Origin of the sequence: Magnetospirillum fulvum (genome assembly GCF_900108475.1) — a bacterium.
Lineage (GTDB): Bacteria > Pseudomonadota > Alphaproteobacteria > Rhodospirillales > Magnetospirillaceae > Phaeospirillum > Phaeospirillum fulvum_A.
This window is the reverse complement of record NZ_FNWO01000012.1, coordinates 33,939-53,579: the sequence shown is the minus strand read 5'-3', so window position 1 is coordinate 53,579 and position 19,641 is coordinate 33,939. Positions and strand designations below refer to the sequence as shown.

General features: G+C 67.4%; 19 protein-coding genes and 1 riboswitch. Of the genes, 6 read left to right on the top strand and 13 right to left on the bottom strand.

The window, feature by feature from the left end:
* Positions 1–38 precede the first annotated feature (38 nt).
* The 10 genes from panC to ccoN are packed head-to-tail and all read right to left on the bottom strand — an operon-like array spanning position 39 to position 9,441.
* Positions 39–899, bottom strand: coding sequence for a pantoate--beta-alanine ligase (panC, locus tag BLW40_RS13630; protein ID WP_074769495.1), 861 nt, complete (start codon positions 897–899; stop codon positions 39–41).
* A gap of 3 nt (positions 900–902) precedes the next feature.
* On the bottom strand, positions 903–1,733 hold the full coding sequence (panB, locus tag BLW40_RS13625; RefSeq protein ID WP_074769651.1) for a 3-methyl-2-oxobutanoate hydroxymethyltransferase: 831 nt from the start codon (positions 1,731–1,733) through the stop codon (positions 903–905).
* A gap of 13 nt (positions 1,734–1,746) precedes the next feature.
* Positions 1,747–1,923 carry a cbb3-type cytochrome oxidase assembly protein CcoS gene (gene ccoS, locus BLW40_RS13620; RefSeq protein WP_074769493.1) on the bottom strand — a complete coding sequence of 59 codons (177 nt, stop codon included), beginning with the start codon at positions 1,921–1,923 and terminating at the stop codon, positions 1,747–1,749.
* Between the two features lie 3 nt (positions 1,924–1,926).
* Positions 1,927–4,275, bottom strand: coding sequence for a heavy metal translocating P-type ATPase (locus tag BLW40_RS13615; protein ID WP_074769491.1), 2,349 nt, complete (start codon positions 4,273–4,275; stop codon positions 1,927–1,929).
* The gene (locus tag BLW40_RS13610; RefSeq protein WP_074769489.1) at positions 4,272–4,757 is read right to left on the bottom strand and encodes a FixH family protein; all 486 of its coding nucleotides are present in this window, start codon (positions 4,755–4,757) and stop codon (positions 4,272–4,274) included. The genes BLW40_RS13615 and BLW40_RS13610 overlap by 4 nt, the downstream gene beginning before the upstream one ends.
* On the bottom strand, positions 4,754–6,160 hold the full coding sequence (gene ccoG / locus BLW40_RS13605) for a cytochrome c oxidase accessory protein CcoG (RefSeq protein WP_074769487.1): 1,407 nt from the start codon (positions 6,158–6,160) through the stop codon (positions 4,754–4,756). The genes BLW40_RS13610 and ccoG overlap by 4 nt, the downstream gene beginning before the upstream one ends.
* On the bottom strand, positions 6,157–7,056 hold the full coding sequence (gene ccoP / locus BLW40_RS13600) for a cytochrome-c oxidase, cbb3-type subunit III (RefSeq protein WP_074769485.1): 900 nt from the start codon (positions 7,054–7,056) through the stop codon (positions 6,157–6,159). Before ccoP ends, ccoG begins: the two co-directional genes overlap by 4 nt.
* Positions 7,044–7,229 (bottom strand): cbb3-type cytochrome oxidase subunit 3, encoded by a 186-nt coding sequence (locus BLW40_RS13595; protein ID WP_074769483.1) that lies wholly within the window; start codon positions 7,227–7,229, stop codon positions 7,044–7,046. The genes ccoP and BLW40_RS13595 overlap by 13 nt, the downstream gene beginning before the upstream one ends.
* 19 nt (positions 7,230–7,248) lie before the next feature.
* On the bottom strand, positions 7,249–7,989 hold the full coding sequence (ccoO, locus tag BLW40_RS13590) for a cytochrome-c oxidase, cbb3-type subunit II (protein WP_074769481.1): 741 nt from the start codon (positions 7,987–7,989) through the stop codon (positions 7,249–7,251).
* Positions 7,990–8,004: 15 nt separating this feature from the next.
* The gene (ccoN, locus tag BLW40_RS13585; RefSeq protein WP_074769479.1) at positions 8,005–9,441 is read right to left on the bottom strand and encodes a cytochrome-c oxidase, cbb3-type subunit I; all 1,437 of its coding nucleotides are present in this window, start codon (positions 9,439–9,441) and stop codon (positions 8,005–8,007) included.
* A 143-nt stretch (positions 9,442–9,584) separates the two neighbouring features.
* Between ccoN and BLW40_RS13580 the strand changes: the two genes are divergently transcribed.
* On the top strand, positions 9,585–10,802 hold the full coding sequence (locus BLW40_RS13580) for a class I SAM-dependent rRNA methyltransferase (protein ID WP_074769477.1): 1,218 nt from the start codon (positions 9,585–9,587) through the stop codon (positions 10,800–10,802).
* Here BLW40_RS13580 and BLW40_RS13575 read toward each other — a convergent pair.
* Positions 10,774–11,322, bottom strand: a complete 549-nt coding sequence (locus BLW40_RS13575; RefSeq protein WP_074769649.1) for a gamma-glutamylcyclotransferase — start codon at positions 11,320–11,322, stop codon at positions 10,774–10,776. The genes BLW40_RS13580 and BLW40_RS13575 overlap by 29 nt on opposite strands.
* Before the next feature lie 50 nt (positions 11,323–11,372).
* Positions 11,373–12,464, bottom strand: a complete 1,092-nt coding sequence (locus BLW40_RS13570) for a GGDEF domain-containing protein (RefSeq protein WP_074769475.1) — start codon at positions 12,462–12,464, stop codon at positions 11,373–11,375.
* Between the two features lie 271 nt (positions 12,465–12,735).
* On the opposite strand from BLW40_RS13570, the gene BLW40_RS13565 reads away from it, so the two are divergent.
* Positions 12,736–13,632 (top strand): prenyltransferase, encoded by an 897-nt coding sequence (locus BLW40_RS13565; RefSeq protein ID WP_074769473.1) that lies wholly within the window; start codon positions 12,736–12,738, stop codon positions 13,630–13,632.
* A 155-nt stretch (positions 13,633–13,787) separates the two neighbouring features.
* On the opposite strand, the gene BLW40_RS13560 is transcribed toward BLW40_RS13565, so the two are convergent.
* Positions 13,788–14,468, bottom strand: coding sequence for an adenosylcobinamide amidohydrolase (locus BLW40_RS13560; RefSeq protein ID WP_074769471.1), 681 nt, complete (start codon positions 14,466–14,468; stop codon positions 13,788–13,790).
* Between the two features lie 94 nt (positions 14,469–14,562).
* Positions 14,563–14,768: riboswitch (cobalamin riboswitch) on the top strand.
* 261 nt (positions 14,769–15,029) lie between these two features.
* Between BLW40_RS13560 and BLW40_RS13555 the strand changes: the two genes are divergently transcribed.
* The 4 genes from BLW40_RS13555 to BLW40_RS13540 are packed head-to-tail and all read left to right on the top strand — an operon-like array spanning position 15,030 to position 19,631.
* Complete coding sequence (locus BLW40_RS13555) at positions 15,030–17,057, top strand: TonB-dependent receptor (RefSeq protein ID WP_139305600.1); 2,028 nt, start codon at positions 15,030–15,032, stop codon at positions 17,055–17,057.
* Positions 16,955–17,872: an ABC transporter substrate-binding protein gene (locus tag BLW40_RS13550; RefSeq protein WP_280139920.1), complete on the top strand. Its 918-nt coding sequence runs from the start codon at positions 16,955–16,957 to the stop codon at positions 17,870–17,872. Before BLW40_RS13555 ends, BLW40_RS13550 begins: the two co-directional genes overlap by 103 nt.
* Positions 17,869–18,837, top strand: a complete 969-nt coding sequence (locus tag BLW40_RS13545) for a FecCD family ABC transporter permease (RefSeq protein ID WP_074769469.1) — start codon at positions 17,869–17,871, stop codon at positions 18,835–18,837. The genes BLW40_RS13550 and BLW40_RS13545 overlap by 4 nt, the downstream gene beginning before the upstream one ends.
* The gene (locus BLW40_RS13540; protein ID WP_074769467.1) at positions 18,834–19,631 is read left to right on the top strand and encodes an ABC transporter ATP-binding protein; all 798 of its coding nucleotides are present in this window, start codon (positions 18,834–18,836) and stop codon (positions 19,629–19,631) included. Before BLW40_RS13545 ends, BLW40_RS13540 begins: the two co-directional genes overlap by 4 nt.
* The last annotated feature ends 10 nt before the right edge of the window (positions 19,632–19,641 follow it).

The window sequence follows — 19,641 nt, the reverse complement described above, 5'->3', positions numbered from 1 at the left end:
CGGCGGAGGGTCAGGACGACCGCTCCGCCGGATTTCGGTTAAGCCGCCGGGATCAGAGCCACATTATCGATCAGGCGGGTCGTCCCCAGACGGGCGGCGGCCAGCAGCCGCGACGGGCGGACGGGAATTTCGACCGGAGCCAGACTGTCGGCCTCGCGCGCTTCGACGTAATCGACCGACTCGAACCCGGCCTCGACCAGGGTCCGCGCCGCCGCCGCACAGGCCTCGGAGGCGGGACGGCCAGCGGCAATCGCCTCGGCGGTGGCGCACAGGGTGCGGTACAGCGCCGGAGCGATCGCCCGCTGCTCGGCGGAGAGGTAGGCGTTGCGCGACGACAGCGCCAGCCCGTCTTCCTCGCGGACGATCCCGACGCCCACCACCGACACCGGAATGTCGAGATCGCAGACCATCCGGCGAATCACCGCCAGTTGCTGATAATCCTTTTCGCCGAACAGGGCGATATCGGGCTGGACCTGCAACATCAGCTTGGCCACCACCGTCGTCACCCCGTCGAAATGGCCGGGACGGGCGGCCCCGCACAATCCCTCGGTCAGACCGGCGACGCGGACCTGGGTCGCAAAGCCGTCGGGATACATCTCGGCGACCTGGGGCGCGAACAGCAGGTGGCATCCGGCCTTCGACAACATCGCGGCATCCTCGGCCTCCTGGCGGGGATAGCGCGAGAAATCCTCGCCGGGGCCGAACTGGATCGGATTGACGAAGATCGAGGCCACCACCCGGTCGGCCGTTTCCAGCGCCTGGGCGATCAGGCTCATATGTCCCCGGTGCAGCGCCCCCATCGTCGGCACCAAGGCGACGCCCAGCCCCTGGTCGCGCCAATAGCGAACCCGGCCGCGCAGATCGGCGACGGCGCGGACGACGTCGACTTCATGACTCATTGATCAACCCTCCTGACGAGGCAGGCCGAAGCAATGCTCCGGTGCCGGAAACGCGCGCGCCCGGACTTCGGCGGCATAATGCTCCACCGCCGTGCGGATCGCCGGGCGCAAATCGGCATAGCGCTTGACGAATTTCGGGGTGAAATCATCGAACAGCCCCAGCACGTCGTCAATCACCAGCACCTGCCCATCGCAGGCGGCCGAGGCGCCGATGCCAATGGTGGGAATCGCGATCTCGGCCGACAGGGCGCGGGCAACCGGCTCGATCGTGCCCTCGACCACCACGGAAAAAGCCCCGGCGTCGGTAACCGCGCGGGCGTCGGCGCGGATCTGTTCGGCTTCGGCCTCGCTGCGGCCTTGGGCGCGAAAGCCGCCGATGGTGTGGACCATCTGCGGCTTCAGCCCGATATGGGCCATCACTGGAATGCCCCGCTCGACCAGAAAGGCGATGGTGTCGGCCATCTCGCGGCCGCCCTCCAGCTTGACGGCGGCACAGCCGGTCTCGGCCAACACTCGGGCCGAGGCGCGGAACGCCTGTTCGGGGCTTTCCTGATAGCTGCCGAACGGCAGATCGACGACGACGCAGGCATGGGACGACGAGGTCACCACGGCGCGGCCATGGTTGATCATCATGTCGAGCGTTACCGCCAGGGTCGTTTCCATCCCATAGACGACCATGCCCAACGAATCCCCGACCAGCAGGATGTCGCAGACCGGATCGAGCAGACGGGCGATCGGGGCGGTATAGGCGGTCAGCGCCACCAGCGGCTCGGCCCCCTTGCGGGCGCGGATGTCGCGGGTGGTCACCCGCCGGATCGTGATTTCGCGGCTCACCTGTTGCTCCCTTTTATTCTTGTCGGCGCCCAGGCGGCGGCGGCGCATCGTCATCGTCGTCGAACAGAATGCGCTGGGCGGCACCGTCCATATCGTCGAACTGACCGGAGCGCAACGACCAGAGAAAACCAACCAGCCCGAGCAGGCCCAGAATCAGGGCCACCGGGATCAGCATCAGCAGGGTTTCCATCGGTTACCGCCTCCCGCCGGACAGACGCAGGGCGTTGACGATTACTAGCAGCGACGAGGCGGACATGGCAATCGCCGCGATCAGAGGCGTCACCACCCCGGCGATCGCCAGCGGCACCGCCAACAGATTGTAGCCGACCGACAGCGCGAGGTTCTGCCCGGTCACGGCGCGAGCCCGGCGGGCCACCCCGACCGCTTCGGCCACCGGTGCCAGCCCCGCCCCCTGAAACACCAGATCGGCGGCGGCGCGGCTGATATCGGCCCCGCAGGCGGGGGAGATCGAGACATGAGCGGCGGCCAGCGCGGGCGCGTCGTTGAGACCGTCGCCGACCATCAGCACCCGCCGCCCGGCCGCCGCCAGCGCGGTCAGCCGGGCCACCTTGTCCGCCGGAGCGCAGCCGCCACGCCAATCGGTTATTCCCACCGCGCGGGCCAGCCCGGCGACAATCGCGGGACGGTCGCCCGACAGCATTTCAACCGACAGGCCGAGACGGCCCAGCGCGGCGATGGTCTCCGCCGCATCGACGCGCGGCGCATCGGCAAAGACAAAGCGAACCGAGGCGCGGCCGGGCCGGGCCAGCCACAAGCCCGGGCCGTCGGACTCGCCGCTGTCGGGCACCCCGACAAAAGCCCGCGCGCCCAGCCGCACCCCGTCCGGGCGGCTCAGGCCCTGGCCGGGATGCTCGACGACACCATCGGCCGGGCGCGCCTGGGGCGCCGCCGCCGCCAGGGCGCGGGCGAGCGGATGGGTCGAGCGAACCGCCAGCGCCGCCGCGTCGGCCAGATCGTCCTCGCTCCAGCCACCGTCACGGCAGAGCAGCGGACGCCCGGCGGTCAGCGTCCCGGTCTTGTCGAACACGACATGATCGACCGCGGCCAAGCGTTCCAGCGCCGTCGCCGATTTGACCAGCACGCCACGACGCATCAACCGCCCGCTGGCAACGACCTGGACCACCGGCACCGCCAGGGCCAGGGCACAGGGACAGGTGACGATCAGCACCGATACCGCGATCAGCAGCGCCGGCTGCCACGCCATCCCCGCCAGCACACCCCAGCCGACGAAGGTGGCCAGCGCAGTCAAATGCACCACCGGGGCGTACCAGCCGGCCACCCGCTCGGCCAAGGCGACGTGGCGGGCGCGGCCCTGCTCGGCGTCCTCCATCATCCGGACGATCCCGGCCAGCAAAGTCTCCTCGCCGACCGCCGTCACCCGCAACCGGAGCGGCGCGGTCAGATTGATCGTTCCGGCATAGAGCAGACTGCCCGGAGCAGCGGCGACCGGCACGCTTTCCCCGGTCAGCAGCCCGGATTCGACGTCGGAGCAGCCCTCGATGACCCTGCCGTCGATGCCCACCCGCTCGCCCGCCGCGACCAGAACGGTCTGTCCCACCGCGACCCGGCGCGGCGGCACCAGCCGACGGCTGCCGTCAGCCTCGATCACCAGCACGGCCCGGGCGTCGAGCGCCAGCAGATGCTCGACCGCGTTGCGTGCCCGGCCGCGCGCCCGTGCATCGAGATAACGCCCGATCAGCAGGAAGAACAACAGGCTGACCGCCGAGTCGAAATAGACGTGGGGACCGGCGGCAATCGTCTCCCACAGGCTCATCGCCGAGGTCAGCACGACGCCGATCGTGATCGGTACGTCCATGTTGGTCCGCCCCGCCCGGAGCGCGGTCAGCGCCGAGGCGGCAAACGGACGCAGGCCATAGACGATGGCGGGCAGCGCCACCAGCGCCGACAGCCAATGCAACAGCCCCCGCGTCGCCGGTCCCATCCCCTGGGCATGTCCGGCCCACACCGACACCGACAGCAGCATCACGTTGGCGGCGGCGAAACCGGTCACCGCCATCGCCCGCAGCAAGGCCCGTTCGCGCCGCCGCTCGTCGGACTCCAGCCGCTCGGGATCGAACGGCACCAGCCGATAGCCCACCGCCAGCACCGGAGCCAACACCGCGTCGGGACCGGTTTGATCGGGACGGAACCGCAGGGCCAGACGGCGGGTGGTGAGGTTGACCCTGGCCCAGGTCACCCCGGGCTGGCGGGTCAGCAGGGATTCGATCAGCCAGACGCAGGCGCCGCACTGAACCCCATCGACCATCAGCGACAGGCTCGCCTCGCCTCCCGGCAGCAGCACGACATGCTCGGACCAGGCGGCGGCGACATCGTCGGCGGCGGGGCGCGGCGGCGGCACCGTGGGGTCGAGGCAGCGGCGGCGGTAATAGAGGTCGAGCCCCTGGGCCGAGATCAACGCATAGGCGGCGGCGCATCCGGCGCAGCAAAACCCGTCCCGATCCGCGCCTCCCTCCCCCAGCGGCGCGCCGCAGTGACGGCAGAGCGCGACCGGCGCGGTCACGGCGCGACGAAGCGGCGGAAACTTTGGTAGCTGACCCCGTCGCCCTCGGCCACCGCCTGAAGATCCCACAGGCCGGGCAGCGGCAGGGCGACGGTCGCGGCATGGTCGCCCGGTGCCGCGGCGGCGAGGACGACGTCGCGGTCATAGCCCTGGGCGGCGGGACGGGACAAACGGACCCGGACCCGCAGCCCGACGACCGGCAGTCCGTCGCGGTCGCGATAGGTCTGGACGATACGGGTGCCGGAGCCGTCGGGAACCGGCTCGGTCGTTGTCGTCACCGTCCAGCCCAGCGCCTCCTGACGGCGGGCCGCCTCCAGTGCCCGGTTATAGGCGATGCCCTTGTCATAGGCCCGCTCGGTCGACAGCCCGGAAAAGGTGGTTCCGGCCAGCCAGACCATCGTCGCGTTGACCGCGACCACCAGCCCGAAAACGGCGACGAAGATATAGGGATACCACCAGCCGGGACGACGGTCGGCACTCATCGGTCCGGCCCGACGAACAGGGATTCGGCGCGGGTTTCGTCGCCCCCCTTCTGATCGCGCAGGACGAACACCAGCGGCACCCGCCGCCCGGTGGCGATCCCGGCGGCGGCGGTCACGAAGACGGTGAAACTGCCGACCGAATCCGGCGCGACCTTCAAATGCGGCCCGCCGCCGATCACCGACATCCGCACCCCTTCCAGCCCCTCGATGTCGAGGGTGAATTGCCGCTCCGACCGCACTTTGTTGAGGATCTTGACGACATAACCATTGCGGATCGACCCGTCCGACAGGCGGACATACAGCAGCGCCCGCTCGTGCAGCACGGTCATCTCGGTCGTCGAGCGCCCCAGCAGCGACCACCCGATCACCCCCAGCGCCACCGCCAGAATCGCGCCATAGACCAGGGTGCGCGGCCGCACCAGCCGATGCCGCGGCGTCTCGCCCTGGGCGCGGGCGGCCTGACTGGCGATCGAGTCCCAGGTAATCAGGCCGCGCGGCAACCCGACCCGGTCCATCATCGAATCGCAACCGTCGATGCACAGGCCGCAGCCGATGCAGCCGAGTTGCGAACCGTTGCGGATATCGACTCCGGTCGGACAGACCGCGACGCACACCCCGCAATCAATGCAATGGCCGCGTCCCTCGAACGGCTGGCCCTTGCGCCAGCGGCCGCGCGGCTCGCCCCGCCAGGTTTCATAGCCGACGATCAGCGAATGCTCGTCGAACATCGCCGCCTGAAAGCGGGAATAGGGACACATATAGAGGCAGACCTGCTCGCGGGCGAACCCGGCCAGCAGGTAGCAAAAGCCGCCGACGACCGCGATCGCACCATAGACCGCGACGCTTTCGCGCCCGGTCAGGATCGCAGGCAGCATCGTGGGGGCATCGCCGAAATACAGCGTGAAGGCAATGCCGCAGGCCCCCGAGATCAAGATCCACAGCAGGTGGACCGCCCCCTTGCGCGCCAGCTTATCCAGGCTCCAAGGCGCGCGGTCGAGCGCCAGACGGCGGGTGCGGTCGCCGATCACCATTCGCTCGATCTGGACGAACAGGTCGGTATAGACGGTCTGCCAGCACAGGAAGCCGCACCACACCCGCCCATACAGCGCGCTGACGAGGAACAGGACAATCGCCGCGACGACCAGGATGCCGGTCAGGTAATAGACTTCCTGCGGCCAGATTTCGAGCCCAAGGAAATAGGCCCGCCGCCCCCCCATATCGATCAGGATCGCCTGATCGGGCGCTCCAAGGCCACGGTCCCAGCGCAGGAACGGTGCCAGATACCACCAGGGCAGCAGCACCACCATCGCCAGATATTTCCACGAGCGGAAACGGCCCCGGACCGAGCGGGGCTGAATGGTTTCGGACCGGGCATAAAGAGAATTGCCCTCGGGCTCAGTCACCGCCCGCCTCCCAGTGTATGGACATACACCGCCAACATCCGGATCGTCCCCGGCCCCAACCGCTCGGACCAGGCCGGCATCGCGCCGTGGCGGGGCCGGGTCACCTGAGCGATCACCGTGGCGCGGATTTCGGCGTCGCGGATTTCGGGCGTCTGGTTGCCGAGTTTGCTGGCGTACAGCCAGATCTGATTGGACAGAGCGGGCGCACCGATCTCCTTGTTGCCCTCCCCGGCCTCGCCATGGCAGACCGCGCAATTCTCGGCAAAGATCGCCGCCCCCGGCAGGCTCGCCACCGGAGCGCGGTCGGCGACGGTCAGGACGTAATCGGCCACCTGCTCGATCTGTTCAGGCGTCAGGATGCCATCGACCCCGAACTTGGGCATTTCGCTCAGATGGGTGTTCGGGTTCGAATTCCGGACGCCGAATTTGACCGTCTGCTCGATCTCGTCGATCGTGCCGCCCCACAGCCACTCGTCATCGGCCAGGGTGGGATAGCCAAAGGCCCCGACGCCGCCGATCCCGTGACAGGGGGCGCAATTCTCCTCGAAAGCGATCCGCCCCCCGGCGCGGGCATAGGTCAGCAATTCGGGATCGGCCTCGACCGCGGCGGCAGGCAGCGATTCGATCCGGTTCAGCCAGACGGCACGCTCGGTCTTCTGCGCGGCGATCTCGCCCTCCAGATCGCCGCGCGAGGAATAGCCGAGAATCCCTGGGGTATAGCCGTTCAGCAACGGCCAGGTCGGCATCAGGATCCAATAGCCGATCGACCAGATCACGCAGACCCAAAAGACCAAAATCCACCAGCGCGGCAACGGCGTGTTCAGTTCGCGGATACCGTCCCATTCGTGGCCGGTGGTATAGCGGCCGGTGACGGGATCTTTCTCTACCGATGCCATGGCGCGCCCTCCTGCCTCTCGTCGTCATCGTCGCGCAGCGGAATGCTGCCATGCTCTTCCATCCGCCCGCGATTGCCCGGCCAATAGACGGCGACAATAATCGCGAGAAAGATCCCCATCAGCCACAAGCCCCAGAAGGGCCGCAAGACCTCGTCGATAAAGGCGGACGGCATCGGCGTGTCCCTTCTTCGGTCAACGGCGAATCAAAGCGGGATCGACCTGGGTGAAATCGACCATCGTTCCCAGCACCTGAAGATACGCCACCAGCGCATCCATCTCGGTCACCGGCCCGTTCTCGGGGCTTTCGACCGCCCGGCCCAACCGGGCCTTGGGATAGCGGGCGACGACCGGGGGCGGCGCGCCGTTGGGATCGGCCAGGGCTTGCTCTTCCAGATCGTGAGCGGCCCCCTCGATCTGAGCATCGTCATAGGGGACGCCGACCTGCCGCAACACCTTGAGCCGGGTGCCGATATCGCCGTAATCGAGCGGCCGCGTCAGGTGGGGATAGCCCGGCATCACCGAGCCCGGCACCACTGAACGCGGGTCGATCATGTGACGGACATGCCAGTCGCTGGCATATTTGCCGCCGACGCGGGCGAGATCGGGACCGGTGCGCTTCGACCCCCACTGAAACGGATGATCGTATTTCGATTCGGCGGCGAGGCTGTAATGACCATAGCGCTCGGCCTCGTCCTTGAACGGGCGGATCATCTGGCTGTGACAATTATAGCAGCCCTCGCGCAGATAGATGTCGCGCCCGGCCTGCTCCAGCGGGCTATAGGGGCGGACCCCCTCGACCCGCTCGATCGTCGATTCGATCGAGAACAGCGGCGCGACCTCGACCAGCCCTCCCACCGACACCGTCACCACGATGCCAACCGTCAGCAGCAGGGCGTTGGTCTCGATCCGGGCGTGATGTTTGAACAGCGACATCGTCCGGGTCCTCCTTTAGCCGACCGGGCTGGGCTGGGGCGCGGCGACCCGCGCCGCGTCCGCGCCGAAAATCGTCCGCGCCACGTTATAGGCCATCACCAGCCCGCCGGTGAGGAACAATGCCCCGCCGATGGCGCGGATCACGTAATAGGGGTGCATCGCCTTGACCGTCTCGACAAAGGAATATTCGAGGAAGCCATAGCTGTCATAGGCACGCCACATCAGCCCCTGCATGATCCCGGAAATCCACATCGCGGTGATGTAGAGAACGATGCCGATCGTCGCGATCCAGAAGTGAATGCCGACCAGACGCAGCGAATACATTTCGGACTTGCCCCACAGCTTGGGCACCATGAAATAGATCGCCCCGAACGAGATGAAGGCGACCCAGCCCAACGCCCCGGAATGAACGTGGCCGATGCCCCAATCGGTGTAGTGCGACAAGGCGTTGACCGAGCGGATCGCCATCAGCGGCCCCTCGAAGGTCGAGATGCCGTAGAAGGCGACCGAGGTGACCATGAAGCGGATCACCGGATCGGTCCGCAGCTTGTCCCACGCCCCCGACAGCGTCATCAGACCGTTCAGCATCCCGCCCCACGACGGCATCCACAGCATCACCGAGAAGGTCATCCCCAGCGTCTGCGCCCAATCGGGAAGCGCGGTGTAGTGGAGGTGGTGCGGACCGGCCCAGATATAGAGGAAGATCAGCGCCCAGAAATGGACAATCGACAGGCGGTAGGAATAGACCGGCCGCTCGGCCCGCTTGGGGACAAAGTAATACATGATCCCCAGGAACCCGGCGGTCAGGAAGAATCCGACCGCGTTGTGACCGTACCACCATTGGGTCATCGCGTTCTGGACTCCGCCGAACAGCGGATAGCTTTTGGTCAGACTGACCGGGATCGCAAGATTGTTGCCGAGATGGAGCAGCGCGACAGTCAGAATCATCGACAGAAAGAACCAATTGGCGACATAGATGTGGGGCTCGCGCCGCTTCAGCAGCGTCCCGGAGAAGATCGCGAGATAGATCACCCACACCACCAGCAACAGCAGGTCGAGCGCCCATTCCGGCTCGGCATATTCCTGCGCCTGGGTATAGCCCAGCGCATAGGATCCCAGCGCCAGGGCGAGGAACAGATTATAGCCCCAGAACAGGACCGCCCCCAGCTGCTCGCCGCCGAACAAGGTGGCGCGACAGGTGCGCTGGACGACATACAGCGAGGTCGCCATCAGCACGTTGCCGCCGAACGCGAAGATCACCGTCGTGGTATGGACCGGCCGCAACCGGCCGAACGTCGTCCATTCCAGGTCGAGATTGAGGATGGGAAAGGCCAGCTGCCAGGCGATGAAATCGCCAACCAGGAAGCCCAAAATGCCCCACACCACGGCCGCCAGGGTGAATTTGCGGATCACCGCTTCGCAGTAAGGGGAAGACTCGTGGCTATGTCCCATGCGGAACTCCTGATTTCCGACAGACCGAAGCGGAGGAGAGGAAGGCCCCTGTGCCTCTAGATATACATCAAAAAGGATAAGACTTCATCCTTCCGCGGATCAGCCTCTTGGCGGCGGCGGTCGGGAGCCTTACAGTGCCCTGCATGACGCACGCAGACAACCCCCCCGACATCGCCGCCGCCCCCCTTCCCACCCTGACCTTGGCCAAGGGCCATTCGAAACGGCTCCGCGCCGGTCATCCCTGGGTCTTTTCCAACGAGATCGAGATGACCCCCGAAACCCGGCTGTTGCCGCCGGGCGGGCTGGTCTCGCTGATCGACGCCGGGGGCGAGCGGCTGGGCATCGCGACCTTCAACCCCCACTCGCTGATTTCGGTGCGGCTGCTGTCGCGCGATCCGGCCCAAACGATCGACCGCGCCTTTCTGGCGGCCCGGCTGTCCGCCGCCCTGGCCCTGCGCCAGACCTTGTATCCCCGCCCGTTTTACCGGCTGATCCATTCCGAGGCCGACGGGCTGCCCGGTCTGGTGGTCGATCGTTTCGGCGACGTGCTGGCGGTGCAGACCAACACCGCCGGGATGGAACGGCTGTTGCCCGATCTGCTGGCGGTGTTCGACGCGTTGCTGTCGCCCCGCGCCGTGGTGCTGCTGGTCAATGACAGCCCGGCCCGCATCCATGAAGGCTTGCAGCCCGAGCATCGCGTCGTCGCCGGGTCGATCGACGGTCCGGTCGAGCTGGAGGAAAACGGCTGCCGCTTCGTCGCCGATCTTCAGGACGGCCAGAAGACCGGCTGGTTCTACGATCAGCGCGACAACCGCGCCGCCGTCGCCCGCGTCTCTGCGGGGCGCCGCGTGCTGGACGTCTATACCTATGCCGGCGGCTTTGCCGTTCAGGCGGCAATCGCCGGTGCAAGCGAGGTGATCGCGGTCGATCGCTCGGAAACCTCGCTGGCGCTGGCCGCCCGCGCCGCCGAGTTGAACAAGGTCGCGGTCCAGACCGTCCGCGCCGAATCCTTCGCCGAAATGGAACGCCTCGCCGCCGCGGGCGAAAAATTCGGGGTGGTGGTGGTCGATCCTCCCGCCTTCGTCAAATCGCGCAAGGATCTGGGTGCCGGGGCCAAGGGCTATCGCAAGATGACCCGTCTTGCCGCCGCCCTGGTCGAACCCGGCGGTTTCCTGTTCTGCGCCTCGTGCTCGCACCACATGCCGGTCGAGGCCTTTGCCCTCGAAACCGCGCGCGGGCTGCAACAGGCCGGGCGCAGCGGCCGGATCATCCGCTCGGCCGGGGCTTCGTCCGACCATCCGGTCCATCCCTGGCTGCCGGAAAGCGCCTATCTCAAGGCGCTGATGTACCAACTGGACTAAGCCGCCCGCTCTGGCGCGCCGCATCGACCTGCGCCAGCAGGCGGTGCAGCGCGCTGTCGGCGATGCCGAGATCGGTCAGATGCGCCACCGTCTCGGCCAAATAATCGCGGCTGGTTCCGGCACAGCCGGTGCCTTGGCACACCAGCCCGACCAGGGCGGCGGGATCACTCACCCGGTAATATTGATCGTGGCTACGGTCGGCGACAAAGGCCCAGGCCGACACCGTCCGCCCGTCTTCGAGCTGGACCGGCAGATAACAGGGCCGGTAGACGCCCCCGATCATCTCGCGGGCGATCAGGCGCTGGCGCGCCTCTTCGACATCATCGGGCGCGACCCAGAACGCCCGCCCCAGGCACGACCCGCCACGATCGAGCCCCAGCACCAGTCCCGGCCGCTCCGGCGTGCCGCGATAATGGTTGGAGAGGATGCACAAGGCGCGGTGATAGCCCCACAAACGGGCGGCCAGAACCTCGACATGGGGAAAATCCGGCCGCCACATCAGCGAGCCATACGCAAACACCCACAATCCATCCCGCACTCTAGGGCTCCATCTTGTTTCCCTGCGCCGGATCACTCTTCCGGCGCGACCTCGACCCGGTTGCGCCCGGCATCCTTGGCGCGGTACAGCGCGCCATCCGCCCGGTTCAGCATCACGGCGATATCGTCCGGAGCCAGCGCGGCAACGGCGGATTCGACCCAGGACGCAACGCCGATGCTGACCGTCATCCTCGCGGTTTCGCCGGTCTCGGCCTGCAACACCACCTGCTCGACCTGCTGACGCAGCCGTTCGGCGATCAGCCGCGCCCCCTCGCCCCCGGTGCCGGGCAAGGCAACCGCGAATTCCTCGCCGCCGATCCGGCCCAGGATATCGCCCTCGCGCAGGGCCTGGCGACAGGCGGTGACAAAGGCCCGCAACGCCGAATCCCCGGTGGCGTGGCCCCAGCGGTCGTTGATCCGCTTGAAATAATCGAGATCGAGCGCCAGCACGGTAAACGGCCGCCCCATCCGGCGGGCATGGTCCAGTTCCATCCCGGCCAGATGGTGGAAATGGGCGCGGTTGGCAATGCCGGTCAATGAATCGCGGGTGGCCCGCCATTCCAGCTCGGCCAGATGAATCTGGTGGTCGCAAAAGGCGCGCAACGACAGCGCCAGATCGTCGATCCCATCCTCGTCGTTCAGCACCACCGGCACCCGGTCCAGCACCATCCGCAGCAATTCGGCCCCAGGATCGGCGAGGTGGCGGACGGTCACCGGATAGGCCCCGACCACCAGCCGGTCGCCCCCGGCGGGCAGAACCAGCCGCTGCCACGTCTCTTCATGGGCATCGTGGTCGAACATCGCGGTATAAGAGCGCCACAGCGGTCGTTTGACCCGGCGGGCATAGGCGTAGTCGAAATCGAGCATGCCGCGCCGGTCGGCGGGCAGGATGTCGGCGGGCAGACGGTCGATGACGCATCCGGCCAGATCGGCCCCGAAATGGCGGACGAAGGCGCGGCCGTAATGGGTGTAGCGGTTGCCCGCGCAATCAATGTCGATCACCAGCAGATGGTCGGCATGGGCCGAGAAGCGATCGGACGGGTCGTCGATCGGCCCCGCCGCCCGCCACAGGGCAAGCAGGTCGATCAGCCGTTGGTCCATCACCTTCGCCACCAGCGCCTGCATGGGCGGGATCCTCCCGGCAGCCCGTTTACGGATCGTCCGGCTTGGCGGGACCAGCGTATGTGGCCCACAACGCAACCGATCACCGGATACGGGTGCGTCCGACGATTGCGACACGATAAAAGATTGTCATCGTCGCGTCGCGAACCTCCTTATCATGCTCGCCGGATGGATACCAGACCCATACATAAGGCAATGGCAAATCATACCTTCAGTCGTAAGATCGGCCGCGAGTCTTCCTGTTTCCGGTTTGCCGGTGTCAGTGTAATCGTCGATGTCGGATCTCGCACGTACCCTGTTTCTAGCGACCCGTCCCCTTTCGTTTCACGCCTCGGCCGTGCCGGTCGCGGTGGGAACCGCGTGGGGAGTTCATGGCGGCGCTCAGCTCCAGCCGACCCTGTTCCTGCTGGCTCTGTCTTGCGCGGTCTGTCTCCATGCCGGGGGCAACGTCGTCAACGACGTCGGTGACGAGATCAACGGCGCCGACCGGCTTAACCATGTCCATATCCAGCCCTTTACCGGCGGCTCGCGCCTGATTCAGGACGGACGCCTGTCGGTCCGCGCGATGGCGTTGTGGGGGGCGGTTCTGATGACGCTGGGCGGCGGGATGGGCGGCGTCCTGACGATGATCCGGGGTCCGGTCGCGTTGATGTTCGCCCTGGTCTGTTTTGCGCTGGCCCTGGCCTATTCCCTGCCGCCGATGACGCTGGCCTCGCGCGGGTTGGGCGAGGGGACGGTGGCGATCGCCTTCGGCCTGCCGGTGCCGTTCGCCGCCTGGCTGCAAAGCGGCCATTTCACTCTCGAGGCGCTGGTGGCGGCGGCGATCGTCGGCTGTTGGACGGCGGCGATGCTGATCTGCACCGAAATCCCCGACATCCGCCCCGACGCCGCCGCGGGCAAGCGGACCCTGGTGGTCCGTCTCGGCATCAAGCGAGCCCCCTCGCTCTATCTGGGGGTGCAGGCGACCGCTTCGGCGCTGCAACTGGGTCTGGGCTGGCTGGCCGACCTGCCCGCCTGGGCCACCCTGCCCCCGGTGGTAACGATGCTGGTCGCCCTGGCGGCGGCCCCGATGATGATGCGCGACCGCGCCTCGCAACTGAGCGCGATCCGGCTGACCCTCGGCATCCATATCTGCGGCGGATTGATGCTGATCCTGGCCGCGCTGTCCTAGAGTTTGTCCGATTTTGACGGTATCGCCCTTTGGGGCCGTCACCCCTGGGCCTGGACCCGGGGGTCGGGCTGGACCGAAAAGTCATTGGAACCATCGGATCGAGCGGCGCCATGGGGATGGCCGGGTCGGGTGTTTCCACTAAACCCGGACAAACTCTAAGTCATGCCGATCCGGTCGAGCAGGGGAGCGTTTTCGGCTTCCCACTCGCGCCGCGCCGCAAAGGTCGCCTGAAACACCGCGGCGGTGAGGTGGCAACCGACCGGGGTGTGCAGACCGGCGAAGCTCTCCCCCGTCGGGGCGGGCGGACAGGCGACCAGAATGCAATCGGTGCCGGTGCCGACGATCCGCCCCCCTTCGGCGAGCAGGGCGGCGGTGCGCGCGGTTGCCGCCAGCGCCAGCGCCTCAAGCAACGCCCCGTCGCCAAGCGGAACCGACAGCACCACCAGCAGATTGATGGTTCCGACCGGGAAGGCCCCGACCGGACCCGACGGCCACCCCCGACCGTCGAGGATCGAGCCGTTGGTCAGCCCCAGCGTGACGAGGGACTCGACCCGCACCGTCTCGTCGTCCGAAACCGCGCGGCAAAAGCGGCGGACATCGCGCGCCGTCATCAGCCCGGCGGCGTTGTCCAATCCCTGTTCGGCCAGCCGCCGGTTGAGCAGATCGAGCGGATCGAGTCCGAGCGGCAGGTCGGCATCGCAGACCTCAAGCCACGCCACGCTGTTCGCGTTCGTCAGGCCGGGTCGGTTGAGCGACCAGCCCGCGATTCGGAACGGACCCGGCAGGCGGGCAATCAGCCAGGGGGGACGCAGATCGATGTCGAGCAGTCGAGTCATGGCCTGTCCGCTTTGTCACGGGGCGGAGACGGACGCAAGACTGCCTGAACGACATAGTCCAACCATCCACCTTGACCCCTCAACCGTAAGTGACAGATTGTGGACGGGTGTTGGTTCCTCGGTTTGCCCCGAGGAGGAAAGAGGGAACGAGGTGGTGCCCGGTTTGGGCCGATGCCTCGGCTGCCCCCGCAACTGTAAGCGGCGAGTCCGCGTCCATTATGGTCACTGGGAAACTGGGAAGGCCGGACGCCAAGGGCATTGACCCGCGAGCCAGGAGACCTGCCGACACAGTCACCCAACCGGTGGGCGGGGCGTACCACACGGAGCGGTCTTTCGCAGCGGTGACGTCGTTTCCGATGCGAAAGCCGGGTGGGCCCCTCCCCGCGCGACTTTCGGCTGTTTGAACGGTATGGCAGAGACACGGACCTCGTCCGTGCCTGTCTGTCTGGTCGGTCGCTCTTGTTCCAAGGGCGGGCCGCCTCGCCCGCGTTCGCATCGGTTCCAGCCACTGTGCCCCGCGCCGTCGCCGACGGCGGGGGCGAGACCGATGGATTGTGCCCGATGAAGATGAAGATAGTCCCCTGTCGTGATGGCTTGATGATCGTGGCGGGAATGCTCGCCGCAATCGGCGGACAGCCCGCGATAGCCGGCGACAGCGCCGTCACCCTGCCCGACACCCTGGTCACCGCCAGCCGACTGGGCGACGGGATCACCGGCGCTTCGACCACGGTGATCACCGCCGACGAGATCGAACGCTCGCCCGGCCAGACCATCCCCGAGATTCTCGCCCGCGTGCCCGGAATCCAGGTCAAAAGCAATTTCGGCGGGGTCAACAGCGCCCAGACCACGATCGACATGCGCGGCTTTGGCGCCACCGCGACCTCCAACACCCTGATCCTGGTCAATGGTCGCCGCCTCAACGATGTTGACATGTCGGCGGTCGATCTGAGCGCGATTCCCCGCGATTCGATCGAGCGGATCGAGGTGATCCACGGCAATGCCGGGGCGGTGCTGTATGGCGACGGCGCGGTCGGCGGCGTCGTCAACATCGTCACCAAGAATGCGATCAACACCCCCAATCAGGTCCGGGCGGAAGGAGCGATCGGTTCGCTTGGCTATCGCGAGGCCAATGGCGGCATCACCCGGCGGATCGGCGATACCGCCCTGTCGCTGAACGGGTCGCAGATCACCTCGGACGGCTATCGCGACAATAACGACCTGAAACAGCGCAGTGTGGCGGCGGAAATCCGCCAGGGGATTGGCAGCGACGAATTGTACCTCAACCTGTCGGCCGACGATCAGCATCTCGGCTATCCCGGAACGGTTCCGCTGTCGTCGCTGGTCGTCGGCAACCGGCGCGGCACCGGCACGCCCGATGCTTACGGCGACAAACAGGGTGTCAACGCCACGTTCGGCGGCCGCTTTGACCTCAACCCCGGCCTGGAGCTGGTCGCCGATGCCGGTATCCGTCACAAGGAACAGCAGGCGGAATGGTTTACGAACGGAGTAAGCTCATCCTACACTGACACCTCGCTGACCACCGTCTCGCTCACCCCGCGCCTCAATGGCGAGGGCACCTTGGGCGGTCTCGGCAACCGCTTCACCGCCGGGCTCGATTACTATCATTCGCTCTACGATTCGGATCGGTACGGAGCCAAGGGCACCGTTCCCACCGACCGTTATCACCTCCAGCAGCGCTCGCTCGCCCTGTACGGCCAGGACACCCTGGCGGTGCGGTCCGACACCGATTTGTCGCTGGGTGCCCGTGTCGTCCGGGTCGATGTCAGCGGGGTCGATCGCTCGCTTCCGGGCTACCCCGGGGCTAATTCGATTTCCGATACCGAGTACAATTACGCCGCCCATCTTGGACTGGAGCATCGTCTGACCGATGCCGTCGCATTGTTCGGCCGGATCGGCCGCAGCCTGCGCCTGCCCAACGTCGATGACCGGGTCGGCTCGGCCCCCTATGGCACCACCTCGACGATGCGGCTGAAGACCCAGACCTCGCGCGATATCGAGGTCGGATTACGTGGGCAGGTCGGGCGGCTCGACTGGCGGGCCAGTGCCTATGCGATGGATCTAAACAACGAGATTCATTTCGACACCGCGAAGTGGGTCAATCTCAACCTCGACCCGACCCGCCGCTACGGGATCGAGACCGGGCTGGGCTATCGGCTCACCGATACGGTGCGGCTGAAGGCGGGCGGGGCCTATACCCAGGCCAAGTTCCGCGAAGGGCGTTACGAGGGCAATGACGTGCCGCTGGTGGCGCCCTGGACCGCGACCGGCGGGGTGTCGTGGGATGCCTGGGACAAGTTTGTCGTCGTCGATCTCGACGCCCGTTACGTCGGGCGCAGCCGGATGGATAACGACCAGACCAATTTCCAGCCGCTGGCCGCCGATTACACCCTGGTCGATCTGCGGATCGGCGGCACGATCGAGCCGGTCGATTGGTCGTTCACGGTGCAAAACCTGGGCGATGTCGAATATGCCGACCTCCATTACGCCAACACCACTACCTATGGAGCCTACAGCGCCTATACGATGCCGGGGCGGACGATGGTCGGCCGCCTGGGAGTCCGGTTCTGATCGCCAAGCTCCTTTTTCTGGCCGGACTTCTGTCCCTGGCGGCGGTCTCCGTCGCCGGGGCGGACCTGCCGCCGCCGCAACGGATCGTCAGCGCCAATTTGTGCACCGACCGTCTGGTGCTGGCCCTGGTCGACCGCGACCGGGTCGCGGCGGTCAGCCGCTTCGCCGCCGATCCCGTCGCCTCGACGGTGGCGGCGCAGGCGGCGGGGCTGGCGGTGACGACGGGCGAGGTCGAAGACATCCTGGCCCGCGCCCCCGATCTGGTGGTGCTGGGAGCCTACAACGCCGCCACCACCGCCCCAATGCTGCGTCAACTCGGGATTCAGGTCCATGTCCTCGCCCCAGGCAACGGGATCGCGGAAACGCTGGCCGCGATCCGCGCCCTGGCCCGCGACCTTGGCTCCGAGGCGGCGGGCGAAGCGCTGGTCGCCGCGATTGAGGCGGGGCTGGCCGCCCAGCCTCAGCCCGAGCGGAGGCTTCGGGCCGCGATCTATCAGGCCGGAGGGTGGAGCGCCGGGAGCGGGACAACCGCCGACGATCTGCTCCGCGCCGTGGGGATGGACAATGTTGCCGCCGAGGCCGGACTGGTGGGCTTCGCCTCCTTGCCGCTGGAAACCCTGGTCGCCGCCCATCCCGACCTGATCGTCGTCGAATCGATGGGAGAAGAGGCCCCCTCGATCGCGGGCGAAGTGCTGCGTCATCCGGCTCTTGCCGCAGGGGGAGCGCGACGGGTCACCGTGCCGATGCGGCTGTGGGCCTGCCCGGATGCCGCCCTGATCGAGGCGGCGGCGCTGATCGCCGGAGCGGGCCGATGACCTATTATCGAACCGAGGCCGCCCTGGCCCTTTCGCTGCTCGTGCTGATCGCGGTTTCGACGGCGATCGGACCCACCGCGCTGATGCCGTGGGATAGTCTCTCCGCCGACCCGGTCCGGGCGATGCTGGCGCGCACCATCCTGGTCGATATCCGCCTGCCGCGCACGGTGCTCGCCGTGCTGGCCGGAGCGTCACTGGGGTTGTCGGGTGCGGTGCTGCAAGGGCTGATGCGTAACCCGCTGGCCGATCCCGGCGTGATCGGGGTGTCGTCGATGGCGGCGCTGGGGTCGGTTCTCGCCTTTTATTTCGGGCTGTGGTCGGTGGCGGGTGGCGGCATCGTCGGCGCCTTGTGCGCCGCCCTTTTGCTGATGATCCTGGCCGGGCGTGCGCCGGGAATCCTGACCTTGATGCTGGCCGGGGTGGCGCTGTCCAGTCTGGCCGTCGCTTTGACCGCGCTGGCCCTTAACCTTGCTCCGTCGCCGTTGGCCGCCTACGAGATCATGGTCTGGCTGATGGGGTCGGTCGCCGACCGCTCGTGGATCCATGTCGAGACGGCGGCTCCGTTCATTCTGGTCGGCTGGGGATTGCTGTTCGCCACCGGGCGGGGGCTGGCCGCGCTGGCGCTGGGCGAGGACGTCGCCCGCTCGCTCGGCATCAACCTCGGACGGCTGCGAATGATGGCGATTGTCGGCACCGCCGGCTGTGTCGGCGCGTCGGTCGCGGTGACCGGCAGCATCGGCTTTGTCGGGCTGGTGGTGCCGCATCTGCTGCGCCCGCTGGTCGGTCACGATTCCCGCCGCTTGCTGCCGGTCAGCGCTCTGGGCGGGGCGATCTTGCTGCTGGCCGCCGATTGCGTGATTCGGCTGGTCGCGGTCGGCCCCGAATTGAAGCTGGGGGTCGCGACCGCCCTGGTCGGAGCCCCCTTCTTCCTGGCCCTGGTTCTGCGGTTGCGGGGGGGACCATGAGCGCGCTGGTCTGGGAGTCTGTCAGCCTGCGCCGGGGGGGCCGCCTTGTCCTCGCCGAGATCGCGCTGAGGGTGGAGCCGGGCGAGTTGCTTGGCCTCGTCGGGCCGAACGGAGCCGGAAAAAGCACAGCGCTGCGCTGCGCCGCCGGGTTGGAGCGGCCCTCGGCCGGGCAGATCACGCTCGGCGGGGTTCCCCTCGACAGTCTCGACACGGCGGCGCGGGCACGGGCGGTCGCTTTCCTGCCCCAGCAAGCCCAGTCCGTCTGGCCGATCCCGGTCGAGGCGGCGGTCGCGCTGGGGCGGCTGCCGCATGGCGGCGGGGGAACCCGGCGTGACCGCGACGCGGTGGACAAAGCGCTGGAGGCGGTTGGAATCACCCCTCTGCGCCACCGCCCGATCACCGCTTTGTCGGGGGGAGAGCGGGCGCTGGCCCTGCTGGCCCGGACCCTGGCGGTAGAGTCCGATCTGCTGCTGCTCGACGAGCCCTGCGCCGCGCTCGATCCGCACCACCGGCTGGCAGTGATGGAATTGCTGGGGCACCTGGCGGCCGCGGGGCGGGGCATCGCGGTGGTTCTGCACGATCTGGCGCTGGCGGCGCGGTTCTGTCACCGCGTTGCAGTGCTGTCGGACGGAAAGCTGCTGGCGGCGGGACCGTCCGAGGCAACCCTGTCGGATGCGCTGTTGGCCCAGGCGTTCGGCATCCGAGCTCATCGCGGACGGATCGGAGAGGAATCCCTGCTGATTCCGTGGCAACGGACCGCAGGCCCCCATCCGGCGGGGGAGGAACAGGACTGACGACGCCGAC